General features: G+C 45.8%; 18 protein-coding genes. 12 read left to right on the top strand and 6 right to left on the bottom strand.

Going from position 1 to position 22,865, the window contains the following annotated elements; all coding sequences use genetic code 11:
* Positions 1 to 25: 25 nt before the first annotated feature.
* The 4 genes from EC604_RS03270 to EC604_RS03255 all read left to right on the top strand — a co-directional run bounded on the left by EC604_RS03270 (position 26) and on the right by EC604_RS03255 (position 4,103).
* Positions 26 to 1,558 carry a methyl-accepting chemotaxis protein gene (locus EC604_RS03270; protein ID WP_123062714.1) on the top strand — a complete coding sequence of 511 codons (1,533 nt, stop codon included), beginning with the start codon at positions 26 to 28 and terminating at the stop codon, positions 1,556 to 1,558.
* Between the two features lie 215 nt (positions 1,559 to 1,773).
* Positions 1,774 to 2,472, top strand: coding sequence for a DUF4274 domain-containing protein (locus EC604_RS03265; protein ID WP_240036624.1), 699 nt, complete (start codon positions 1,774 to 1,776; stop codon positions 2,470 to 2,472).
* A gap of 7 nt (positions 2,473 to 2,479) precedes the next feature.
* Entirely contained in the window at positions 2,480 to 2,941 is a 462-nt protein-coding gene (locus tag EC604_RS03260) for a hypothetical protein (RefSeq protein ID WP_123062712.1), read from the top strand.
* A complete protein-coding gene (locus EC604_RS03255) occupies positions 2,934 to 4,103 on the top strand; it encodes a GNAT family N-acetyltransferase (RefSeq protein WP_123062711.1) in 1,170 nt (389 codons plus the stop codon). Before EC604_RS03260 ends, EC604_RS03255 begins: the two co-directional genes overlap by 8 nt.
* 123 nt (positions 4,104 to 4,226) lie before the next feature.
* Here EC604_RS03255 and EC604_RS03250 read toward each other — a convergent pair whose 3' ends face one another.
* Positions 4,227 to 4,601 carry a VOC family protein gene (locus tag EC604_RS03250; RefSeq protein WP_123062710.1) on the bottom strand — a complete coding sequence of 125 codons (375 nt, stop codon included), beginning with the start codon at positions 4,599 to 4,601 and terminating at the stop codon, positions 4,227 to 4,229.
* Between the two features lie 157 nt (positions 4,602 to 4,758).
* Between EC604_RS03250 and EC604_RS03245 the strand changes: the two genes are divergently transcribed.
* Positions 4,759 to 7,452: an endo-1,4-beta-xylanase gene (locus EC604_RS03245; protein WP_123062709.1), complete on the top strand. Its 2,694-nt coding sequence runs from the start codon at positions 4,759 to 4,761 to the stop codon at positions 7,450 to 7,452.
* A 155-nt stretch (positions 7,453 to 7,607) separates the two neighbouring features.
* Here EC604_RS03245 and EC604_RS03240 read toward each other — a convergent pair whose 3' ends face one another.
* Positions 7,608 to 9,227 (bottom strand): alkaline phosphatase, encoded by a 1,620-nt coding sequence (locus EC604_RS03240; protein WP_192895053.1) that lies wholly within the window; start codon positions 9,225 to 9,227, stop codon positions 7,608 to 7,610.
* A 254-nt stretch (positions 9,228 to 9,481) separates the two neighbouring features.
* Here EC604_RS03240 and EC604_RS03235 point away from each other — a divergent pair, with 254 nt between their 5' ends.
* The 5 genes from EC604_RS03235 to EC604_RS03215 all read left to right on the top strand — a co-directional run bounded on the left by EC604_RS03235 (position 9,482) and on the right by EC604_RS03215 (position 17,380).
* Positions 9,482 to 11,398 (top strand): AraC family transcriptional regulator, encoded by a 1,917-nt coding sequence (locus EC604_RS03235; protein ID WP_123062707.1) that lies wholly within the window; start codon positions 9,482 to 9,484, stop codon positions 11,396 to 11,398.
* A 792-nt stretch (positions 11,399 to 12,190) separates the two neighbouring features.
* The gene (locus EC604_RS03230; RefSeq protein ID WP_123062706.1) at positions 12,191 to 14,434 is read left to right on the top strand and encodes a carboxylesterase/lipase family protein; all 2,244 of its coding nucleotides are present in this window, start codon (positions 12,191 to 12,193) and stop codon (positions 14,432 to 14,434) included.
* Positions 14,435 to 14,639: 205 nt separating this feature from the next.
* On the top strand, positions 14,640 to 15,458 hold the full coding sequence (locus tag EC604_RS03225; protein ID WP_123062705.1) for a MerR family transcriptional regulator: 819 nt from the start codon (positions 14,640 to 14,642) through the stop codon (positions 15,456 to 15,458).
* A 73-nt stretch (positions 15,459 to 15,531) separates the two neighbouring features.
* Positions 15,532 to 16,722: an MFS transporter gene (locus EC604_RS03220; RefSeq protein ID WP_123062704.1), complete on the top strand. Its 1,191-nt coding sequence runs from the start codon at positions 15,532 to 15,534 to the stop codon at positions 16,720 to 16,722.
* A gap of 214 nt (positions 16,723 to 16,936) precedes the next feature.
* A complete protein-coding gene (locus tag EC604_RS03215) occupies positions 16,937 to 17,380 on the top strand; it encodes an Hsp20/alpha crystallin family protein (RefSeq protein WP_123062703.1) in 444 nt (147 codons plus the stop codon).
* Positions 17,381 to 17,589: 209 nt separating this feature from the next.
* On the opposite strand, the gene EC604_RS03210 is transcribed toward EC604_RS03215, so the two are convergent.
* The 4 genes from EC604_RS03210 to EC604_RS03195 form a co-directional block, all read right to left on the bottom strand.
* Complete coding sequence (locus EC604_RS03210; protein ID WP_123062702.1) at positions 17,590 to 18,147, bottom strand: DUF1697 domain-containing protein; 558 nt, start codon at positions 18,145 to 18,147, stop codon at positions 17,590 to 17,592.
* Positions 18,148 to 18,268: 121 nt separating this feature from the next.
* Positions 18,269 to 18,916, bottom strand: coding sequence for a hypothetical protein (locus EC604_RS03205; protein ID WP_123062701.1), 648 nt, complete (start codon positions 18,914 to 18,916; stop codon positions 18,269 to 18,271).
* A 60-nt stretch (positions 18,917 to 18,976) separates the two neighbouring features.
* Complete coding sequence (locus EC604_RS03200; protein WP_123062700.1) at positions 18,977 to 19,543, bottom strand: TetR/AcrR family transcriptional regulator; 567 nt, start codon at positions 19,541 to 19,543, stop codon at positions 18,977 to 18,979.
* Entirely contained in the window at positions 19,536 to 20,750 is a 1,215-nt protein-coding gene (locus EC604_RS03195; protein WP_123062699.1) for an MFS transporter, read from the bottom strand. Before EC604_RS03195 ends, EC604_RS03200 begins: the two co-directional genes overlap by 8 nt.
* Positions 20,751 to 20,961: 211 nt before the next feature.
* On the opposite strand from EC604_RS03195, the gene EC604_RS03190 reads away from it, so the two are divergent.
* Positions 20,962 to 21,768 carry an alpha/beta fold hydrolase gene (locus EC604_RS03190; RefSeq protein ID WP_123062698.1) on the top strand — a complete coding sequence of 269 codons (807 nt, stop codon included), beginning with the start codon at positions 20,962 to 20,964 and terminating at the stop codon, positions 21,766 to 21,768.
* Between the two features lie 24 nt (positions 21,769 to 21,792).
* Positions 21,793 to 22,776 carry a sensor domain-containing diguanylate cyclase gene (locus tag EC604_RS03185; RefSeq protein ID WP_123062697.1) on the top strand — a complete coding sequence of 328 codons (984 nt, stop codon included), beginning with the start codon at positions 21,793 to 21,795 and terminating at the stop codon, positions 22,774 to 22,776.
* Positions 22,777 to 22,865: the final 89 nt, after the last annotated feature.

The raw sequence follows: 22,865 nt of genomic DNA, 5'->3' as shown, positions 1-22,865 counted from the left end.
AACTTACATAAAGGACGGGGTAAGCATGAATCGTATCGATGAGATCACTTGGCAGAGAAACAAACTAGTAAGTTACATGATGTGGGCCATAACGGCTATCAGTGCGGGGATCACGATTATTGTTCCCGATCTATGGCTATCCACGCTACTCTCCGTTGTAGTTACTTTAGCAGTTACCGTATGCAATTTCATGAAAAAAGGTATACATATCATTCCATGGTTTGTGACCGTAGCGGTGATCGCCAGTGGAATTTACGTAAGTCGTGACGCGATGAATGTTGTGCAAGGCATACTTATTGTTTCACCGCTGCTGTTGTATCCGAATAGTAAGCACTATAACATTGCTTTTTCGGTGATGCTTGCTTTTTTCACCGTTCAACTTGTTCTTGTATCATCGGCAAGTATAGAGTTACTCTTTGCTGACTTGATTAATTTCAGTATGTATATCGTAACTGGAATTATAATGATCACCGTGTCTAGGGTGAACAAACGATTGTTCATGGATAGTGAAGCACGAGGAGCGCAAGTGGAAGAGTCACGCAACCGTGTGGAAATCATGTTGGAGCGGGTCAAAGAAGCTGTTGTAGGGCTGTCCCGCTATACAGAACAATTGAAACAAAAAGTAGATGAGACCGGTGCCATCACCAACGAAGTGACGGTCGGATTCAGCGAAGTTGCGAGAGGTGTCGAGTTTCAGGCGACCAGTATTGCTGAAATCTCCGAATCGTTATCCCAGTCTGACCGCCACATTAAGGACGTAGCGTCCTATTCCCAACAGATGAAAGAGCTGTCCGTAAGTATGGCTTCAAGTACACAGACCGGTAGTGCACAGATGGGTCATCTGAACGAGCAGATGCATGAATTGTACCAGACCATTAGCACGACAGCTGATGATATGAAGAAATTTAATGATCAGAGTGAATCGATGACGTTGATGCTGAATAGTATCTCGGATATCGCCACTCAAACCAATCTGCTTGCGCTGAATGCAGCCATTGAAGCTGCTCGTGCAGGTGAGCATGGACGCGGGTTTGCTGTCGTTTCGGAGGAAGTTCGCAAGCTGGCTGAAAGCTCAGGGCAATCGGCGAGTGAGATTACCTCGATCCTCACCGGTCTGAGAACACAGACGCAAGCATTGACAAGCCGATTTGAAGGGGTTCGTCAGTTGTTGCAAGTTGGAGCAGAAAGTGTTCTTACAACAGAGCGGGTATTCCAGTCCATTAATAACAATTCACAGAATGTGTTGACTCAGGCTACAGAAATTGAGACAAGTTCAGCAACGATGAAGGAATCCTCGACTCGGGTGGTTAATGAGGTGTCCGAAATTTCCAGTGTAACGCAACAATCCAGTGCTGCAACGGAAGAGATTCTGGCGAGTATGGAAGAGCAACGTAATCTGACACAAAATATGGTGGCAAGTTTTACCGAACTGGAGAAACTTATTGTCAATCTCGGTGATCTCGTATCGGATCAGCATGTTCGTCAAGCCGATAAGACATCTCAGGCAGCCTCTGTCCCTGTGTCAAAAGCTGTTCCAACTGAAGCGATCCCAGCTTAAGTCGGAATTCCGTCTTGCAAGAGATCACTAACCGTTCATATTAAATTTATCCAACTAGGCCCGTCCGGTGCGTAATTACTCGCTTTGCGGGCTTTTTTGGCGTTCAAAGGTCTCTTGTAGCGACCTATATTTTTAGATAGAGTAGGTGTAGAAGATGTCGGGAGCGTATGAGGGATATGGGGGACGGAATAGAAAATAGTAAAGGAGAGATCATTTTGAATTGGACAGATATTAGTAAAATCAAAGATATGGAGCACCTTTGTGAAGTTATAGCTTCATCCTCATTGGATGTCAATGAACGGGATGAACGCGGACGAACACCTCTTATGCTCTTTTTGACTCAGCGTGCGCCTCTCGAGGGTATTCGCTATCTGCTGCAAGCCAATCCCGAACTGGAAGTGGAGGACAAACTCGGGGATACTGCTTTGAAAAAAGCCGTAAGGTTCAACCAGCCTGAAGCAATCAGTCTATTGCTGGAACATGGGGCTAGACTGGATTCGCCTAACGGCATTCTGGCTACAGCTTGGAACTTGGCAAGAGATCGTAATCCAAACCTGGCAGAGATGCTGTTAGATACACCTGGAGCCATACGTTTGAAATTGACGGCTGAAGAGCAGCAGATTGTGGATGACATCATTTACGAGGAGTCTTCCGATGCAGCCTGTGAGAAAATTCGGATGCTGGATTCAGAAGTGCTGATACATGCAGTGGTGAATGGCTTTAATTGGGATGATAGTCCCGGACCGATGGTTGTAGCAGCTGAGCATTCAAAATGTGCCGAGATTACAAAGCTTGATATGGCTGAATTGATGGAGGCGGATTACTGGCTGGAGATGGATCTGGAAGAAGTGAACAGAAGAGTAGATGGGCCTACATATCGGCATCTCGCAGTATTTTTGACTAGAAAGGGTTGATTCAAAAATGGTGCATGACTCTTTCCATGAGCAGAACCAAAAGCTAGAGCAGTTGCAGCAGGAACTGAAGGAAGGCAACATCGAGCATTTTTACATTACGGAGCCTATACAGCATCAGAGCCAGCAGTTGGTGCTGGCAGGCAGTTTTGACTTTTCGTATTATCACAATGTGGAGATTACCTTTAGTGAGGTAGAGTTCATTCTGTGTCCGGCGACGATATTTATCGTGGAAAGGTTTCGGCTGGCCACGGAAGAAGAGATCGTTCAGTTAAATTCCATGATGTATGGTTTTGAAAGGAATGGTACAGTCTTTTGCCTGGAAAATGAATTTGAAGAGCAACGATTTTATATCGTGGCGAAGCAGATGACCTATCAGTTTGGCATGGTTTATTACTATGATCGGCCGAATCTGCAGCCGGGAGAGCGAATTGCTGAGTTTGTAACCAAATCGGAGAACGTTCATGAGTAAAGCTAATCAGGAGACTCGCGTTCGATTATACGATCGACATTCGCTTCATACCATGGATTGGCCCGATACGGAGGATGCGAGGTACGCACGGGCGTATTTGGAACCGATGATGATGCATGGGACTAATGAATACATGGCTAACGTAAACACCACGTTGCTCCTTGCTCGGATAGACAATCTTGTGCTGCCGGTGACCGTGAATGCTGAGGAATACGATAATGCTTATGTCTGTTCCCCGTATACTCACTATGTGCGGTACGCCAAGCAGGAACTAACCATGTTACAGAAGCCGATGCTGGAAAAAGGACTCTCCGTGCTGCTTAGTTTCATTGGCTGGGGCATGAAAAAGTCTCAGATCAACAAGGTTGTACATGTGAACAACTGGCTGTTATCAACTAACCTGTATCCTGCTATGAGTGCCGAGCAAGCCACGCATTTGCTTGAAACAGTAAGGGAGAACTATCCGGGGCATACGGTTATCTTTCGTTCTTTGAGTTCCGAACTGCACTCGAACCTGATAACAGGGCTTCAGGAAGCGGGATGCCGCTCTATACCGAGCAGGCAGATTTATTTGTATCAGGCGCATGATCCGAATTTCGGCAATGCCAAGTCTCGTTGGTTGCTGAAACGGGATCAGGCAATGATGGACAAGCATGGCTATGAGCTGGTTTCTGGTGCAGACCTTAGAGAAGCGGATATCCCGCGAATTGTGGAGCTGTACCGGATGCTTTATTTGGAAAAGTACTCCTATGACAACCCACAGTTCAGCGAGCGTTTTATTGCTGGTGCTATAGTGAACGGCACGTTAAGCTTACACGGATTGCGCAAGGAAGGGCGCTTGGATGCGGTAATGGGTTACTTCTGCCGTAATGGGGTGATGACCACACCGCTGTTCGGTTATGACACAGATATTCCCCAGTCTGTCGGTCTGTACCGCATGCTGTCGGCATGTCTCATTGGACAAGCCAGGGCGAACGGGAAGTTGCTGCATGAGAGCGCTGGTGCAGCGCAGTTTAAACGTAATCGCGGCGCGATAGCGGATTTTGAATATTCCGCTGTATACGACCGGCATCTCTCATTCCGCAGACGGTGGTGCTGGGCATTACTAGACCGATTGTTGAACAGCATAGGCGTGCCTTTGATGCGCCGTATGAAGCTGTAAATCCAAGAAACCAACAAGCCAAACAAGGAAGCAAAGTGCTCTACTCCTTGGTACGCTTTACTGTCTTTTACTACTTGAGTGACTAGCACCGGGTGCTTTCAGCTGACCTCTTGATATGTAGTCTTATTCCAGATGTTCGGCGAGCTGTACCTCGAACCCATCCGGGTCAGCAATGTACATAAAACGCAGACGTGGGTTCGGCTGCACAGGTTCACGCAGGATGGGGATTTGCATTTCCGTTAGACGCTCCATAGCTGCTTCCAGTGATGAGACTTCGTAACCAATGGAGATGCCAGCCTCGGGCTTCAGTACCTGCTCACTACCTTCAATTAACTCTAGTGAGGTCTCACTCGTCTCACCCAGACCAAGCATGGCAATCTGCCGCCCGCGGCTTTCAAATCTGCGCTGAACGGTAAGTCCTAGTAAATTGTGATAGAAGTGAATGGATGCTTCCAGATTACGCACACGTAGTGTAATCCAGTTGAGTTTGATTAACATGTTGGTTCTCTCCTTCGGAGTTGCGTAGTGTCAGTTCTTGTTTATTATACAAGAAGAAAGCTGATTCTTCTGATTTTATTGAAAAATTTTACAAAAATATATATGTAAGCGTTATTTCAAAGTGTATAATACAAGTTAAATTGAGAGGAGGAATGAAATGAAGACGAAGGCGTTTGAAAAAATGAGTTCAACCCTGCTGGCAACGATGCTGGTGATGACGACGGTTCCTTTTCAGCAGGTTGCTTTTGCACAAGAACAACAGATTGAACAGGGAGCAAGTTCTGGGGCTGCGGCGGTTTCTGAGCAGAACCTCAAGGTGCTTCATACCGATTTTGAGGATGGGACGTTACAAGGCTGGCTTCCGCGTGTTGGTAGCGAAAGTTTGACGGTTTCGCAGCAGGCAGCGCATCAAGGTACTCGGAGCATGCTTGTCTCGAACCGTCAGCGCTCCTTTCATGGGCCGATGCTGAAAATGAAAAGTCTGTTAAAGCCTAACTCTACGTATAACATTTCATTCTATGTCAGGCTTACGGAGAAACCTGCTTCAGATCAGACGATTCAGCTAACAGCCTACAAGAAGAATGGGGCAGAGAGTTGGAACATGCTGGACAAGGTCACGATTCCCAAAGACGACTGGCAACAATGGCATAAGGTTTCGGCCACGTACCAATACAGCGACAACCCTGAGGAGTTGAATTTTTTTATTGAAACACCTTATATCTCCGATGATACGGTAGATACCTTATCCTTTTATGTGGATGATGTGACGATTGAGGAAGCTGCACCACTCGCTATTGAGACCGATATTCCTTCCTTGCAAGATCTGTACCAGACCGAATTTCCGATTGGGGCCGCGGTGTATCGCTGGCAGCTTGAAGGAGCTTATGGTCAATTGTTAACCAAACACTTTAACAGTTTGACCGCAACGTACGAGATGAAACCGAAGTTTGTGTCCCCTTCCAAAGGGGTGTATGACTTCCAAGCCTCGGATGAATTTGTGGACTTTGCACAGAAAAATCAAATGGGTTTACGTGGACATGCCTTGCTCTGGCATATTGATGCAGCTGAGTGGATGTTCAAGGATGACCAGGGCAATCCTGCGAGCAGGGATCTGCTACTCAGTCGGGTCCAGAACTACGTGGACACAGTCATAAAACGATATAAAGGTAAAATCTATGCTTGGGATGTCGTGAACGAAGCTATTGCGGATAGCAACGGGGATGCCAATGGTTTGCGCAAAAGCCCGTTCTACGAGCTAATCGGCCCGGATTATGTTGAGAAAACGTTTGAGTTTGCACGCGCTGCTGACCCGGATGCGAAATTATATTACAACGAGTATTTTACCGAAGTTCCTGAAAAAAGAGAGCATATGTACCAACTGGTCAAAAGGTTGAAGGAAAAAGGGCTGATTGATGGTGTGGGTCTGCAATCTCACTATAACCTTGAATCTCCGCCGATTGATGAGATAGAGAAAACAATCAATCTGTTTGCTGGTCTAGGTCTGGATATCCAGATTACCGAGCTGGATGTCGATAGCGGTATTCCTTATGGTGAGACATTACCTCAGGATGTTGCGGTGAAGCAGGCTTATCGATACAAAGAGCTGTTTGACCTGTATCAAAAACATAGCGATGTCATCTCATCGGTGACTTTATGGGGATTACAGGATGAGAAATCGTATAACAATCAAGCCTTTTTGTTCGATAGTGCTCTGCAATCCAAACCAGCCTACTGGGGATTGGCAGATGAAACAAGCCTGCCTGTTCTGACGCAGCGTGCGGTTACATTGTCCGGTACGCCGAATACGAAGGCAGCGAAACAAGACCCTCTATGGAACAAGTCTGTTTCAACATCTTTGAAAGGCAATTCAGGTTCAGCGGCGTTCCGTACATTGTGGGACAAAAATAATTTGTATGTTCTGGTTGATGTAAAGGATACGACCAAACATGCCAAAGACAAAGTGGAGTTGTTCGTTGATCTGAACAATGGCAAAACCCCTGTGTATGAGGCAGATGATCGACATATCACCATAAGCCGTGAAGGCAAAGTGACAGGAGCTAAGCCGAATACGTATCGTGTTCGTGAAACGGCGGGCGGTTATCAGGTTGAAGTATCTATACCATTAACTAATGCACAAGGAGCAGTTTCACGTGAAGTTGGCCTGGATGTAAGGGTGAAGGATAGTGTAAATAACAGTTCAGAAGAGCAGCGCGTTCTGTATTGGAATGACCGCACATTATCCCAGGATCAAGATACCAGCAAATATGGCGTTATTCAGTTTGCAAGTATGCCGAAGTCTGCGAAAGCCTTGAAAGGAACAGTAACGATTGATGGTGAGAAGGATACGAAATGGAATAAGATTACTCCATTCCATGTTACACCACTGAATCAGAGCGGAGGAGCATCGGCTGAGGCCCGTGCAATGTGGTCTGGTCAGGACTTATATCTTTTCATTGATGTCACTGATCCGCAAATTATAACCAACGCCACCGATCCATGGGATCAGGATTCGGTTGAGATTTTCCTGGATGAAAATCATCAGCGCACGCCGTTCTATCAATATGATGATGCCCAGTTCCGGATCAGCGCAGATAACGTGGCTACGTTTGCGGGCAGTGCCTCGCCAGGACGGCTCCAAAGTGCTGTGAAGAAAACCTCCAAGGGATATCAAGTGGAAGCCAAAATCAGATTTCAATCCCTCGTTCCGAAGGAAGGTCAAGTTATGGGATTTGAACTTCAAATTAATGATAATCAAGGAAACAACAACAAGAGTACGGCAAAATGGAATGATCTCACCAATGATAGCTGGAAGAACACTTCCCAATATGGCATTCTGACGTTTTCAAAATAAACCGATAGAGTGACTGTGAAAGAATAAGTAGGCAAGATGATGGGCTTGTTCATCAATGATCCATTAAATCAATCATCTAATTATCAGAAAAACACCCAAACACGGCGAGGTCGTCTCGCTAGGTTTGGGTGTTCTGTTTATGCGGTATGTCGATTTTATTGAATCAGATCCACAGCACCTTGCGGTACAAAAGCATCTACGCCGTTATACACGATTACACCCTCAAGTGCTGTCTTTTTGCCATTTACAAGTGCAACATTTTTGTAGATTTGCAATTCAAGCTTGGTGTTGTTTTTTGTTACGAGAATCTTCGGATTTTTAACATCGGTTAAATCCAGTTTGTATGTGGCACCTTTGGCAGTAAACGCCTGTTTGGCAGGTACGAACAGTTGCTTGCTTACACTGTCCAGATCCAGATTGAGCACACGAGCCATGTATTTGGCTACGTCCGTGTTATCAATGACACCAAATGGACGATCATTGTTAGGGGCATACGTGTAAAGTACTACGTCTCCACCGGTGTGTCCGCCTGTTGTCCAGCCGATACCCGCACGTTTGCTGATCATTGGGCCTACCACATAGTTCAGGCTGCCCTGCTCAGCGGCTTTAATCGCAGCAACCTCTTCGGAAGTCAGATCGGAAATACCGTAGTATTGTTTCATGACAGCCTTGATGTTGGTGCGTTTCGCATCCAGCTTCGATTCTACACCCTCACCTGTAAGCTTGGCCTTTTTCAAAGGTCCGATAAAAGTGGACAACGGCTCTTTGTCATACGTACCTGTTGTAGCTGCATTACCAATCGTAAGTCCGCCATTCTGATGGTCAGATACGGCAATAACCGCGGTTTGTCCATCTGCTTTGGCAAAATCCATCGCTGCTTTTACCGCATCATCAAAAGCAAGTACGTCACTGATAATCCCAATCGGATCATTGGCATGAGCAGCCCAGTCTACCTTGCTGCCTTCGACCATCAGGAAGAAGCCATTCTCATTTTTGGAGAGAACTTCAATCGCTTTGGATGTCATCTGCGCCAGACTTGGCTGCTTGGCCGGATCACGATCCATATTGTATGACATGCCGGCTGGAGAGAACATGCCCCACAGCTTGCCCGAAGTAGATGCTTTCATCGCCGCAGGCGTAGTTACATAATCGTAGCCGAGTGCTTTAATGGAGGCAACGAGATTGTTACCGTCTTTGCGCCCGGCAGGTTCCAGATACTTACTGCCACCGCCCAGTACAACATCGATGCCATTGAAGACTTGTTGTTTGCTGAGTGCGTCGTAGTTTTTACGATCAGGGTAATGCGCCGAGAAGTCTGCTGGTGTTGCATGCATAATTTCGGATGTGGCTACAATACCCGTGGCTTTACCCGCAAGCTTGGAAGCTTCCAATACCGAAGCAACAGGTTTTCTTTCATCCCCTTTTGCAATCGGTTTTTGTCCAGGCATGGTGGCTTTGTCCGGCAATACACCGACAAAACCGGTATGAGATTTATGTCCTGTCGCAAAGGCTGTTCCTGCAGGAGCCGAGTCCGCAATCGGCGCATCCGCAGAGTGTGTACGCACCATACCGCTTGCCATGGAATCAATGGTCAGAGAAGAACCTTTGTACCAACGAGCCAGAGCGGTAGCATCATTAGCCATACCGTCAGGAATGAGAATGATTACATTTTTGATAGGTGAACCAGAAGTTGTTGAAGTACCGTCTTCCACAGCCCAAGCTGCACTACTGCCTCCCAGCGTAGCCGTAACAATGGTGGTCACCGCGAGCATCATTTTGGCTGCACGGGTACTGAAGCGATTTAACATGAACATCCTCCTAATAAATATGTATAGTTTATCCAGAACCCAGTGTATAGGGCAATTGCTAAACGAGCGTTAGTTTTAGGTTAATTAATTGTAAAAATTACGATTATAAGTCAAAGGTTACATAATAGACGAACTGGACAAAACGTAGAGCACTCTTGTATGGTAAGGATGAAATCGGACATGAATGAACAAGTCCAATGATGGTTTTGAGGTGGTTCAACATGAAAGAATGGTCAGAAGCCATTCGGTGGTGGAATAACAATCAAGTAAAACTTATCGATATCCGCCATAGCGTATTGCATTCAGAACAAGAGTTATCGAGAACCATTTTGCCAGCTCATGCTTTTTTGATCATAAGTAAGGGCGAGGCGGACATTCAATTCGGGATAAACAGATTCACATCGGACCAGACTCACATTCTACATGGTGAAAAAGGTACGTCACTGCGGATTCGTTGTATGCAACAACCACTAGATTATTATTTACTTCTATATAAACCGCAATCGGCTGCGTTACGTTTCGACTCATCGAAAGATGATAGTACACGAGGCGTAAATTCGTTTCAGGGCGGAGAACCCTATTATTTTGCAGCATCATACCCACTAACGCTTCTTACGATCGTGGAAAAAATGGCGGAGTTCTGGATGTCTAGTGATGAACTGGATCGGTTGCAGGTGACGGGATTGTTCTATCAATTTGTGTACGAGCAATTTCGCCAGTGGAACATGGCACGCCAGCGGCAGGTCGAATCGCTAGAGCTGGCGGAGCAGATTGAAGCCTACATTCAGGAGCACTACGCTCATTCTATCTCCATGGAAAATATGGCTACGCATTTTCATTACAGCACGCATTATCTGGCTAGGGTATTCAAACGCAAGTACGGATGCAGTCCCATGGATTATGTCATTCAGACTCGAATCAAACGAGCGAAACATTTGCTTACCGAGACAGAAGCACAGATCCGGGAGGTGGCTGAAAGCGTTGGGTACAAGGATTTGTACTACTTTAGCCGTATTTTCAAACGCACAACAGGTGAGACACCGGCACAGTATAAAATGCACAGTCATCGAATCAAAGGTTCAAATCGTACGAACAAGAGGTCTGAATCGTTCATTGCTGACAGGGACATCCGTAGTTATATTGGTAATAACGATAATCATTATCAATACAACATATGGAGTGTGGACGAGTTGAACCTTCGTTTTAAGCCTACATTGGCGGTTAGTTTATTATTTAGTTTATCGCTGCTGCTCGCGGCATGCGGGGCGGGAACTGAACAGCCAGAGCCTGCAACGAGTGCAGAACCGGTACAGGAATCTACTCGAACGTATACCGATGCGACAGGAAGAAAGGTTGAGATTCCGGCACAGCCTTCCAAACCAGTTATCATAACCTATGGCGGATATCTGTTACCTCTCGGGATGAAACCGGCCGGAGCAAACACCGAAACGCTGGAACAATATCCAGAAGAACTGGCAGGTGTACCGGACATTGGCTCAGGCAATGGCAACGTTGAAATGATCTCAGGTCTGGAACCGGACGTGATCATTGTACCGGACTATACAAGCAAGGAAATTGTAGACACATATGCCAAAATCGCACCAACCATTACAGTGGCATGGGGCGGTGATCCAGATGTCATAAATACCCTGAGAACGATGGGTGACATTATGGATCGTAAGGATGAAGCTGAGCAATGGATTTCGAAGTTTGAAGATAAACTGAAGAGCATTCGCAGTGAACTGAACATTAATATTAAACCGGGCACAACAGCCATGTCGTTTGTAATCTACAATAAAGAGGTATTGCTTGGCGGTGAGGGCGGTACCTTAGGCAAGTTGATCTATGAGGATTTTGGGTTCTCCATGCCTGAGCAGTATAAAATTTATTCGGATGGCGGCACAGTGTTGTCTTTGGAAAAACTGGCGGACAAGCCTGCCGACTACTTTTTCACTCAGATGGAAGATGAAGAGATGGATCAGATGATGGAACTGTTTGAGGAACCGGTATATCAGAGCATTCCCGCGATCAAACATAATCGAATTATCAACGTGTCCAGGAACTACTGGAACTATGGGCCGTATCTGGCGGATAAAGGTCTGGACAGTTTGATTGAGCAAGTGAAAAAGCTGCAATAGCTGTAAAAACAATAACTGAGCGGTCGGCTATAACAGCCTGATCTCAACGAATACCCGAACTTAAAACCATGAATGTATCCATCCGGATGCGTTCATGGTTTTGTTCATAGCGTGAGCTGGAATCTGTAAGTAAGATGTGGTATTTTTCTAAAAAGATATTGCTAGCGCTTTCATTGTGTGCTAATATCACGGTAATAACAGGATTGTAACCGATCTCAGGGCAAGACCTGTTCCAGTTCATTCGCTTCGTTCGGAAAGATCAGGCGATTGATTGCGTTTTGACTATATAAGATGAATTATTTCTTTTACACGTTAACGAAGAGGGCAGAAAAAACCTGGAAAAGCGAAGCGTTCGCCTTTATCACCGGATTTCCCCTTTAGAAAAGGGAATCCAAAAAATCTGGGGATAACAGCGATTGAAAGGTTATTCTGTCATCGGAGTGGATTGTGTAAAATCTTTAGTTTAACTTAAATAGAGTAACAATAATTCCATATCACACCTCATTTTCTCAGGGTTGTTACGTATTGCAGGCAAAACCTGAATTGAGGGCAACAGACGAAGTGATCCAACGTCTGTGTGCCTTTGATTCAGGTTTTTTTATATAAAAATCCGCCTGAATGTCATAACCGAAGGGTTGCAACAGTTCATGTCAGCAGAAAGGAGGGCCGTCTTCCATTTACCCACGATCAAGAAATAGAATGATCCAAACTTTGGAATACTGTATCGAGCGGTGCGATATTTCGAAACTATTTTGCCATCATACACGACTAGACAGCGAGGAGATTAAACCCATGAAAAAATTGAAACGTTCTATTGCAGTAGCGGCGATTCTAAGCATGTGTGTATCGGGTCTACCCGCATATGCAGCAGGTAATACAGCTTCATCCTTGTCCCCGGCTATGGACAAACTGGTAAAAGCAGAGCTTATTCGGGGGAATGGGCAAGGCGTGAACGCGGCTTACCTGAGTAAACATGCCACACGTATTCAAGCCGCAGTGCTATATTTGCGTTTATCTGGTCTGGAAAAAGAAGCACTGGCCTATGAAGGAACCGAAACGTATACGGATGCCGCGCAGGCAGGCAAGGTGTTGCAGCCCGTCGTTGGATACTTGAAGCAGCATCCTTATTTGGCTGGCGTGGTTACGGAAACGGAACGTTTTACCCCTAACGCTTCACTGACGGCAGAGGAATATGCGGCGCTGTTGCTCAAAGTTCTTGGTTATGAAGCAGGCACGGATTACAAGTCAGGAGAAGCTTCCGCGTTTGCGGCAAGCCACGGTATCAAAGCCCTTCAAGGAAAAGGCACGACACAGTTGACCAACCGTCTGATGGCTGAAGCCACGGCACAGGCTTTGCAGGCTCAGCTCAAAAATGGTACAGGTACGTTGGAACAACTCTGGTCCAAACATAAGCATGCGGGAGCATTCAAACCTCAAACGTTGCAACAAACAAAATACGGTGCCATCGATGGCAAAACCTATGAAGAATATGGCACGCTTGGCTGGCTTGGTGTTCCATATGCGGCACCTCCGGTAGGCGAACTACGCTGGAAAGCACCGCAAGAACCGAAGGCTTGGACAGGAATAAGAGAAGCTAAAGAGTTCGCGGCAAACAGCCTGCAAATATCCGGTAAAACAACAGCAGGCAGTGAAGATTCCTTATATCTGAACATCTGGCGTCCGAATACAACCAGCACAAAACTGCCGGTCATGGTATTCCTGCACGGCGGCGGTAATATGACCGGATCAGGGAAGGACTTTCAGGGGGAACAGCTAGCACGAAATACGAATAGCATCATCATCTCGGTGAACTACCGTCTGGGAGCGCTTGGTTTCTTCCAGAATGCCGCGCTGAAAACAGGCAACCCGCTGGATGATTCCGGCAACTACGGCCTGCTGGATGCATTCCGTGCACTAGAGTGGGTGCAGGATAACATTGCAGGTTTTGGCGGCGATACAGGAAACGTGACACTTGCGGGTCAATCTGCTGGTGCGCGGGATGTTCTCGCAACGCTTATCTCCCCGCTTAGTAAGGGATTGTACCAAAAAGCGATCGCGTTCAGCGGTGGTTTGACGACGGCTTCACCTGAAGAAGGACAGCAGAAATCCGAGGATGCGATCGTGAAGCTGCTTGTGCAAGAAGGCAAAGCTACGAATGCTGACGAAGCCAAAGCTTGGATCAGCAAACAAACACCTGCACAACTGGAAACGTATCTGCGTGCATTGCCTGCGGATAAACTGGTGACTGTATTTGGTGCAACGGCCATCCGTATGCAGCCATTCCCGCATTTGTTCCGTGATGGTACAGTCATTCCAAAAGAAGGTTTTGATGCGATCAACAGTGGTAAATATACGAAAGTGCCTGTATTGCTCGGCAGCTTGGAAACGGAATTCTCCGCTTTTGCTTTCGGTGATCCTAATTTTGCTCCATCCATCAATGATGGTACATTGTTTACTGATCAGACGAAAGCAGCTCAATATGCGGCTGCAATCAAATATGGTAGCGAGGCGTACGCAGGTTTTAATGCGGAGCGAGTCGCTGAAAAATTAACGAGTGCGGCAGGTCAGCCGCCAGTATATGCATATCGTTTTGCATGGGGTACCCAACCTGGTGTCATCTCTGAACGTTTGCGCACCCTGTTAGGGGCTCCGCACGGTGCCGATATGGACTTCTATACAGGAAAAGCAGCAGGTATTGCGGCTTACTTCCCTGAAGGTTATTTCAGTGATGCCAACAAGCCGGGACGTGAGCAACTGTCTGCTGCGATGGCAGCTTACCTGAAGCAGTTCCTGTATACGGGCAAGCCAGGTACGGGCGGAACGTCTGCACTTGCTGCATGGACGCCATGGACGAAAAATGCCAAAGCACCGATCATGCGCCTGGATGCGAATAACACAACTGCTGAGATCGGCATGTCCTCCCAATATAATCAGGGCAAAGAAGCTGTAAATGCGAAGATGAAGCAAGAATTGCCTGAAGAGACGTACAAACTGTTGAACGAAAAAGTGCTTGCAGGCCGTTTCTTCTGGGAGTAATGAAAAATGACAAGAATTAAGTTGAGAAAAATCATAGGAATTAATTTAAAATGAGAAGGAAGGACAGGGGAACGTTGCTCCTGTCCTTTTTCTGTTGTCTTTAGAATCGATGACATAACTCTACTTATCTCACATGCTACCCTTGACTTTCCCCTGCACGGGAGACTATATACTCACGTTAAGCTAATGGATTGGAGATGATATATTGTTCAAAATCAGTACGTTTGCCAAACTCAGCAAGCTTTCTTTAAAAACGCTGCGCTATTACGACCAGATCGGTATCCTCAAGCCGCGTAAAGTAGACGAGGACACGGGCTACCGATATTATTCCGCAGATCAGTTGCTCGAACTTAACCGGATTCTGATCTACAAGGAATTGGGCTTTACGTTGCCGCAGATCACGCAGCTACTAAAGGAAGACATTTCGCATGAGCAGATTCAGGGCATGTTGAGACTGAAGCGAAGTGAGATTCAACAAATGATTGATATGGAACAAGCCAGGCTTGTCCGCATTGAGGAACGTATCCAGCTTATGGAGAGCGAAGGACAATGGGAGACAGGGCAGGAGATCCGAATTAAAGCCGAGGTTGCTCAGACCTTTATGTTCTTTACTGCAAACGGGGGAGAAGAGCGTATCCCAGAGCTTCTTCGTCATCTGGATTCACTGCTGACCAAAGACCTGCGCCAATGGATTCAGGGCCCACAGGTTGTGTTGTGGCGAGAGGTGGATGGAAAAGAGGATGAATTCGAGTACGAAGTCGGTTACTTCTTGACGGGTGAGCCTCCTGCAGTTGCTGAGCCATTTCAGCTTCGGAATTTGCCGCCGGAACCGATGGTCGCCTCTATGGCGTTTCATTCGCATTCAACCTTTGATGGGGCAGCCTGCGTGCATTTAGCACGGTGGATCGAGAAAAACAACTACCAGATCAAAGAGAACGAGCCGGGCAGAGAATACTATTTGCCCTTATCTCCTGAACAGGATGCTCAGTACATCGAGATTCAGATTCCTATCACATGCAGGTAACGATATAAGTTGAACTAACTTATATCGAAGGCTTAAATACAAAACGAACATAAAGAAGATGGAGTGAGAACGATTGAAAAATAAAGGCACGATTTATATTCTGGCACTGGCTGTATTTCTGATCGGCACCATTGAATACATTATTACCGGGATCATTGCGATGATGGCGACCGATCTTGGCGTATCGACGGCGGAAGCTGGCATGCTTGTCACGGTATTTGCCCTTGCAGCAGCTATCGTTGCACCTATTCTGATCGCTGCAACAATCAATGTCGATCGCAGGAAACTTTTGCTGCTCACCTTTGGGGTATTTATTGCCAGCAATGGCATCATGATGTTGGATCTCTCGTATGAAGCGATGATCTGGATACGCATCATTCAGGGAGCAAGCGGTGGCATGACAACCGTTGTTGCGATGGCGGTAGCGACAAGGCTTGTAGAGAATGAAAAGCGAGGTAACGCGATTGGAATTATTCTGATGGGGCTAAGCAGCTCGCTTGTACTTGGTGTGCCGATCGGTACATTTTTCAGTGAAATGTTTGGTTGGAGAATATTATTTATTGTCATAGGTCTGCTCAGTGTTGCTCCATTTCTGATTATCTATAAAAAGGTTCCTTCCATCCGAGAACAAGAGAAGGTTACAGCGGGCATGCAACTCTCGATTTTGAAAAATAAATCGATTCTTATCGCATTGATGATGTCACTGTTATATGTGGGCGGCTACGCAACCTTGTTCACGTATATTACGCCGTTTTTGCAAACGACTTCGTCCCTTACCATGACCGAAATTAGCCTGATCTTGTTTTTGGCAGGGATCTGTAGTTTTATCGGTTCCAAATTGGGCGGACAACTGGCGGATGCCAGAGGATCGAAGTTCACTATTTTTCTTGGATTAGTGTTGCAAGGTCTGACGCTTCTGTTATTTGCTGTAACGGGTGCACATCTGATCTTGCTGATCCTGGTTCTGATGATATTTATGTTGGCCACATGGAGTATCTCTCCTGCCCAGCAATTATATCTGGTGACGCTCGCGCCTCGTAGTCCGGACATTGCGTTAAGTTTGAATACGTCATTTATTCAATTTGGCTTTGCATTGGGTTCCGGGTTGGGCGGGCTTGTGATTAGCCGTTCATCGGTTCTGGCATTGAATTGGGCCGGTTTTGTTGCTGTAGGTTTAGCAGTTTTATTAGCAGTACTACAGTTTAGGGGAGCAAGTACAAGACAAGGAGTAGCGGCTTCTGCACAGGAAATCAATACGCAGTGAGATGCGGTGAAGTATCGAAAATTGGTCAGACAAAGTCAGAAGGTCAGATTTAGTCAAAATAAACGGTAAAACGATCTATGTTTATTTATTTAGCCAAAATCGCCGATCATTGCCTTATATCGCTTTATATCGGCTTTGAACCTTCGTAGCAACATGAATACAATAATAGATGTAAGGAACAACAAACCCAACCACATTTAAGGAGATGATGTTCATGTTTGATCTGATTCCATTTCGCAGAAGAAATGATGACCCGTTCGGACAGATGCTGAAGTCCTTCCATGACATGGTTGACACTTCATTCCTCTCTTCGTTTGGAAGCAGTATGCAACCATTCCGTACCGACATTCGTGAGGAAAATGGCAAATATCTGGTCGAAGCCGAGTTGCCTGGCTTTGCCAAAGAAGACATCGATATTCAGGTGCAAGGCAATGAACTCGTCATTCGCGCCAAACGTAACGAATTGGTCGAGCAAAAGGACGACGATAATCGAATGATTCGTCAAGAACGTCGTGCCGGCGAATTTGTCCGCCGTTTCTATGTAGACCATATTGATGAGGAACAGATCAAGGCAAGGCTGGAAAATGGTGTGCTGAAGCTGGACATTCCGAAACGTCCGGGCGATGAACAGACACGCAGACGTATTCAGATTGACTGATGAAGACATAATCAGAGTCGTAGGATTGCAAGACAGGATTCAAGACGTAAAATGAAATGAAAAGGAAGGACTTAACATTCGTTCACTGATGTTAAGTCCTTATTTTATGTAATTCATGTTTCAAGTTCCACAGGCAGGAACGAATTCCCTGTGAGGAGAAGGGGAGTCTGTACATGAAAGGACTCTGTTCCTGAATAGGAGCACTGGTTTTATTTTTCAGCAGCGGCTTGCATAAGTGCATAAATTTTACGTGTCGTATTGACGTTTCTAACAGTCATGTACGAATAAACCTTCGAGCTTGCGAGTTTATTCATACCGCTTTTCGTTGCTTCCTCTCGACTAACCGAATACAGAAGTGCACCAGGTACATAAATAAGCTCGCCTATACCTGGTTTCAGGGGCAGCTTCTCCAGAATATCGACATCGTTAATTTCCTCCCACAAAAAGAAAACATCACTTTTGGCCTGATCATCATTTGTCCAATGGGAAGGCAGTGCCTGCATGACAGCTGCTATCTCATCCATGTCCCGTACGAGCACTTTAATCTGTAAGCCAAAATCCGCAGCAATGGCCTGTTCCAAAATGGCAGATATTTCGGCATGGGCATCGCTTCGTGCCTGATCGTCGGCAAAGATGATATTGCCAGAATTGATGTACGTCACCACCTTGTGCATCCCTGCTTGCTCAAAGGTTTCCTTAAGCTGTTTCATGCCGATTTTGTTATTGCCACCCACATTAATGCCCCGCAACAAAGCGACGTAGATCATGGATATATCCTCCTAACCACTTGAAAGGTTTTAAAAATGAAAAGCGCTACTGACATACTATTGGACTCGGTGAAGACACTCAGCCCGGGCTGGGTGTCGCTCCTTCTTATTCTCATATACTTCATAAAGATAGATACTCGATAAGATGTTTTGTGTGTGCTTCTCCGAGCAACTCCCTTAATTTTGGCTGCACCTGGACAAGGTATTCGGGTTTGGTTTCATAGGTTTCTTCATCCTTCACTTCTCCTGAAAATGAACGTGCGTTTTCAATCAAAATGGCAAGAGCATTGAAAAAGTCTGCTAGGGAATCTGCAACTCGTTTCGGTTCCCCACCCTCAAATGCAGCATAGACAGGAGAATCGGGAGCTTCTGCGTCAACGATAATGGGATCATCATTCACATTGGCAATGACAACATGATTGGGTGACCAAGAATCGGATTCTTTGTAAGGTTCCTGCATACCGACCCAGCGAAACCCCAGCTGCTGACGATGCAGATGCTCGGGAGCAACGAAAAAAAGCAGAGCGGCATCGCCGATTTCGACAGCTGCACTTTTCATTTTCAGTGTTCCTTCGGCCTGAGCGTCTACCATCTCGTAGTGACTATAGAAGTATTGAAGTTCCGGCGAAAGGGTAATACGTTTGTCCACTTCCGGCTGAACCGGAAGCACCCGAGGCCGAAGGTCGTGATTTTGAAAAAGTCCGTAGGCTTCATTATATAAGTCTTGTTGTTCCACAAAACGGGTTAAGGCTGCATTCAGTGATTGCATGATATGCCTTCCTCCTAATCAGTTTGTTATGACTCATGTAATAGTTACGAAGGGGCTGCTTTAGCTTTGGATGCCAGACCAGAACACATTCCAGGTAATTGCCATCGCTTGCTCGTACGATTGCCTTGTCTCGTACACGAGCTGTATATCAAGACCGTCCATCAGAGTGACAAAAGCTAGTGTTGCTTCTTCCGGGCTCAGACGAATCCCCACATGACTTGCGAACAAAGCGGTTACTTCTTTTTTTAAGGTGCCGAGATATGTCCGGTATTGAGCCAAAACAAAATCATTCACTTCCAGCGGCGCCATAAAGGACAGAATGTACATAAAGGCTACATTGGGCTTCGTAAGGAAGCGATTTTTATGTTCCAGCAAAAAGGCATATAATCTCTGCTCCAGCGTATCTCCTGCAGTGGAAATCCCCAAGAAATCTTGTACAAACTGTTGCTCCTCTTGTACAACTTCCTCGTATACTTCCAGCAGCAAGTCCTTTTTGGAGGAATAATGATAAGCCAGTGATTGTTTACGGATACCGGCTTCTTCGGCAATCTGTGCCATCTTTGTCCCTTCGTAACCGAAACGATTAAAATGCTGAATCGCAATCTCTTTAATTCGTTTTTTACTCAATGTGTACCCCCAGTGATCGATCTTCGTACTGCTTCTGCTTCAGAGCGTATACCGAATATAACAAGATGTATATCACTAAAACAGCGATAGAGATAGTATACACTACCGTGTAGGAGAATGCAGATGCCACCAGACCCAGAACCAAAGAGCCGCCGCCGATTCCGAGATCAAAAAAATTAAAGAACGAAGCCATCGCATTCTCATGCTCATGTTCTTCCACGAGATTGACACACCATGTTTGGATGGCGGGGAAAATGGCACCAAACCCAAAACCGTACAGTGCGCCAGCAATCAGAAAATGGATCTGGTTATGTGAGAGGATCAGAACGAGGAGCCCTGCGATCGCGAAAACCGCCGAAGGAAGCAGTACAGACCCTGGACCCAGGCGATCAAACATAGTTCCTGAGAATAGTCTGACGACAAAGCTGGCAATCGCCACAATAAAGAAAAACCAGGCAATATTGCTGAAACCCTTCTCCGCAGCAAACAAAGCGACAAAAGACATGATCGAACCGGCTGCAACGCCAACCATCAGGATGAGCAATGAAGGAAATAATACCTTTTTCTCAATAAGTTTTACGGAAGCTGCAAGATGACCGGAAGGATTGTCCTCAGACTCTGTCTGAGAGTTTCTGGATACAAAAACGGTCATCAGAAGTGCCAATAATAAGATGCACATTCCGCCCAAGAACAGGCTCTGGTAGTTGTATTGAAGGAGCAGGCTTGTTCCAATTAATGGACCAACGGATATAGCGACGGTTTCTCCAACTCCGAAATACCCCATGCCTTCTCCACGCCGGCTTTTCGGAATGTTTTCCGTAGCAATCGTTGCAAAATAAGTCGTTGCCAGACCAAAACCGAATCCGTGGATTACACGTAGTACAAGAATTATCCCTATACCTGACGAGAGGTAGTATGCGCCAGTAGCTAATGCACAGATGGCGATGCCAATAATCAAGAGGAACTTTTTGTTCATCTTTGTTGCCAAAACGGAAGTGAAAGGTCGAATTAATATGGCTGAAAACATAAAAATGCCGGTTACAAGCCCGATCTGTGAAGCATTTCCTCCCAAGCTGGAAACGAATAAAGGTAAGGTGGGAAGCAACATTTCAAAGGCCATAAACAAAAGTGCATTGGCCAGCATGATAAAGATAAATGATTTTCCCCACAGTTTCTGTGGTGATATGTCTGATGTCAGGGTGTTCATGATATTCCTCCAAAATATGTTCTAATATCTCGCGATATGATGATTGATTTTATCTGACGACGGTCAGATTGTAAAGGTGTTTTTTCAATTGGAGACAACTATTTCATGTCACATAGAGTAAAAATATTAATATTTTTTACCCTAATCCCAACATTTTCCGATATAATATTCTGATAAATTAAAATTATAATCTCTCTGAGAGGTGAGTCAGATGAGTGTTGATATTCTTGTACGCAACAATGTAAATGTTATGGGAACGGGCAACCAGACGATCATGTTTGCGCATGGCTTTGGGTGTGATCAGGATATGTGGCGACATATCGTGCCTGCTTTTTTTGAACAGTACCGTATTGTTATCTTTGATTATGTAGGTTCCGGACAGTCCCAAATTAACTATTATGATGCGCTTAAATATAATGATCTCCATGGATATGCTCAGGACGTGCTGGAAATTATGGAAGTACTTGAACTTCGGGATGTGATCTTTGTTGGTCATTCGGTCAGCAGTATGATTGGCATGCTAGCCTCCATTAAGGCACCGCATCTATTCAAAAATATCGTCATGCTTGGGCCTTCTCCGCGTTATTTGAACGATCTGCCCCATTATTATGGTGGATTTGAGCGACGGGATATTGATGAACTGCTGGAAATGATGCAATTGAACTTTATCGGCTGGGCAAGTTATCTGGCTCCTATCGTGATGCAGAACCCGGAACGAAAGGAACTAACGGAGGAGCTGGAAAAGAGCTTTTGCTCCCGTGATCCGCACATCGCTCGGCAATTTGCCGAAGTGACTTTCCTGTCCGATTGCCGGATCGAACTGGATTTGGTGTCTGTGCCTACCTTGATTCTGCAGTGTTCAGATGATAGTATCGCTCCTGTGGAAGTGGGGGATTATTTACATTCCCATCTGAAAAACAGCAGGCTCACTCAGATGAACGCCAAAGGGCATTACCCTCATCTAAGTGAACCTGGCGAGACGATTCGATTAATTAAAGATTATCTGGCTAGTGCATAACGTACAGAGGAAAGGCTGTTTTTTATGGACATTCAATTAGATACGGCACCTTGTGGATATTTTTCAATATCGGATTCGGGCGTCATTATGTCGGTAAATCAAACGTTACTGGACATGATTGGGCGTGAACGGGATGAATTGATGGGCAAACATATTGAATCCGTGATGTCGGTCACCAATAAAGTGTTTTTTCATACGTATTTCTATCCGTATATTCAGCTGTATGGTCATGTGGACGAGATGTATTTTTCGTTTCGCAATCGTGACCAGGAGGACGTCCCGGTGTTGCTCAACGGGGTGCGTCAGATGCGGGACGGGCAACGTGTAGTGGACTGCGTAGTCGTCATTATGCGGAAAAGGATTGAACATGAAAAGGACATTTTAAATACCAAGACCAAGCTGCAGGAGTTATATCAGGCAACACAAGAGGCGAACAAAGAGCTGGAGCGTCTGCATGAAGAATACAAAATCAAAGAGCAGGCGCTGATTAAAGTCAATGAACAATTGGAGTTGATGGCGTCTACGGACCTGTTGACAGGTCTCAAGAACCGAAGGTTTTTCCAAGAAAAAATGGCTCATTTTCTATCGCTCTATCATGAGGAACAGCGTGAATTTTCCCTGCTTGTGATGGACATTGACCACTTCAAAAGCATTAACGATACCTACGGACATCCCATCGGTGATCTGGTACTGGGTAATTTGGCTACGCTGTTGTTATCCATCTCCCGTGAGGTTGATGTGGTGGCACGTTACGGTGGTGAGGAGTTTGTGATCATTCTGGCGAATTGCGGAGAGGAACAAGCCATCCGTATCGCAGAACGATACCGGTCACAAGTCGCTTCGGCGGATTGGGAGGAATATCACGTTACGGTGAGCATTGGCGCGGCGACGATCTCGGTAGCGGATACGGAGCTGTCTGTGTTTCAAAAAGCAGACGATGCGCTCTATGCATCCAAGACGGGCGGGCGAAATCGGGTAACCCATGCCGCTGGTTTGATCCAGAGTTAAAAAGGGTTAAGCATCATAAAAACGGATCAGCAGGCAGAGAATCTTTGCTTAGTCGATCCGTTTATTTATTATTGCTATTCATCTTTGTT

The organism is Paenibacillus amylolyticus, from assembly GCF_003719335.1.
Taxonomy (GTDB): domain Bacteria; phylum Bacillota; class Bacilli; order Paenibacillales; family Paenibacillaceae; genus Paenibacillus; species Paenibacillus amylolyticus_D.
Note: the sequence above shows the minus strand (reverse complement) of the source record. Positions and strands in the feature narration are given on the sequence as shown.

Coding starts and splice junctions, on each gene's coding strand:
- EC604_RS03195 (WP_123062699.1), bottom strand. CDS start 20,750: ATGAACACCCTGACATCAGACATATCACCACAGAAACTGTGGGGAAAA.
- EC604_RS03240 (WP_192895053.1), bottom strand. CDS start 9,227: ATGATGCTCGCGGTGACCACCATTGTTACGGCTACGCTGGGAGGCAGT.
- EC604_RS03210 (WP_123062702.1), bottom strand. CDS start 18,147: ATGATCTACGTCGCTTTGTTGCGGGGCATTAATGTGGGTGGCAATAAC.
- EC604_RS03185 (WP_123062697.1), top strand. CDS start 21,793: ATGGACATTCAATTAGATACGGCACCTTGTGGATATTTTTCAATATCG.
- EC604_RS03230 (WP_123062706.1), top strand. CDS start 12,191: ATGAAAAAATTGAAACGTTCTATTGCAGTAGCGGCGATTCTAAGCATG.
- EC604_RS03190 (WP_123062698.1), top strand. CDS start 20,962: ATGAGTGTTGATATTCTTGTACGCAACAATGTAAATGTTATGGGAACG.
- EC604_RS03245 (WP_123062709.1), top strand. CDS start 4,759: ATGAAGACGAAGGCGTTTGAAAAAATGAGTTCAACCCTGCTGGCAACG.
- EC604_RS03250 (WP_123062710.1), bottom strand. CDS start 4,601: ATGTTAATCAAACTCAACTGGATTACACTACGTGTGCGTAATCTGGAA.
- EC604_RS03215 (WP_123062703.1), top strand. CDS start 16,937: ATGTTTGATCTGATTCCATTTCGCAGAAGAAATGATGACCCGTTCGGA.
- EC604_RS03270 (WP_123062714.1), top strand. CDS start 26: ATGAATCGTATCGATGAGATCACTTGGCAGAGAAACAAACTAGTAAGT.
- EC604_RS03205 (WP_123062701.1), bottom strand. CDS start 18,916: ATGCAATCACTGAATGCAGCCTTAACCCGTTTTGTGGAACAACAAGAC.
- EC604_RS03260 (WP_123062712.1), top strand. CDS start 2,480: ATGGTGCATGACTCTTTCCATGAGCAGAACCAAAAGCTAGAGCAGTTG.
- EC604_RS03255 (WP_123062711.1), top strand. CDS start 2,934: ATGAGTAAAGCTAATCAGGAGACTCGCGTTCGATTATACGATCGACAT.
- EC604_RS03235 (WP_123062707.1), top strand. CDS start 9,482: ATGAAAGAATGGTCAGAAGCCATTCGGTGGTGGAATAACAATCAAGTA.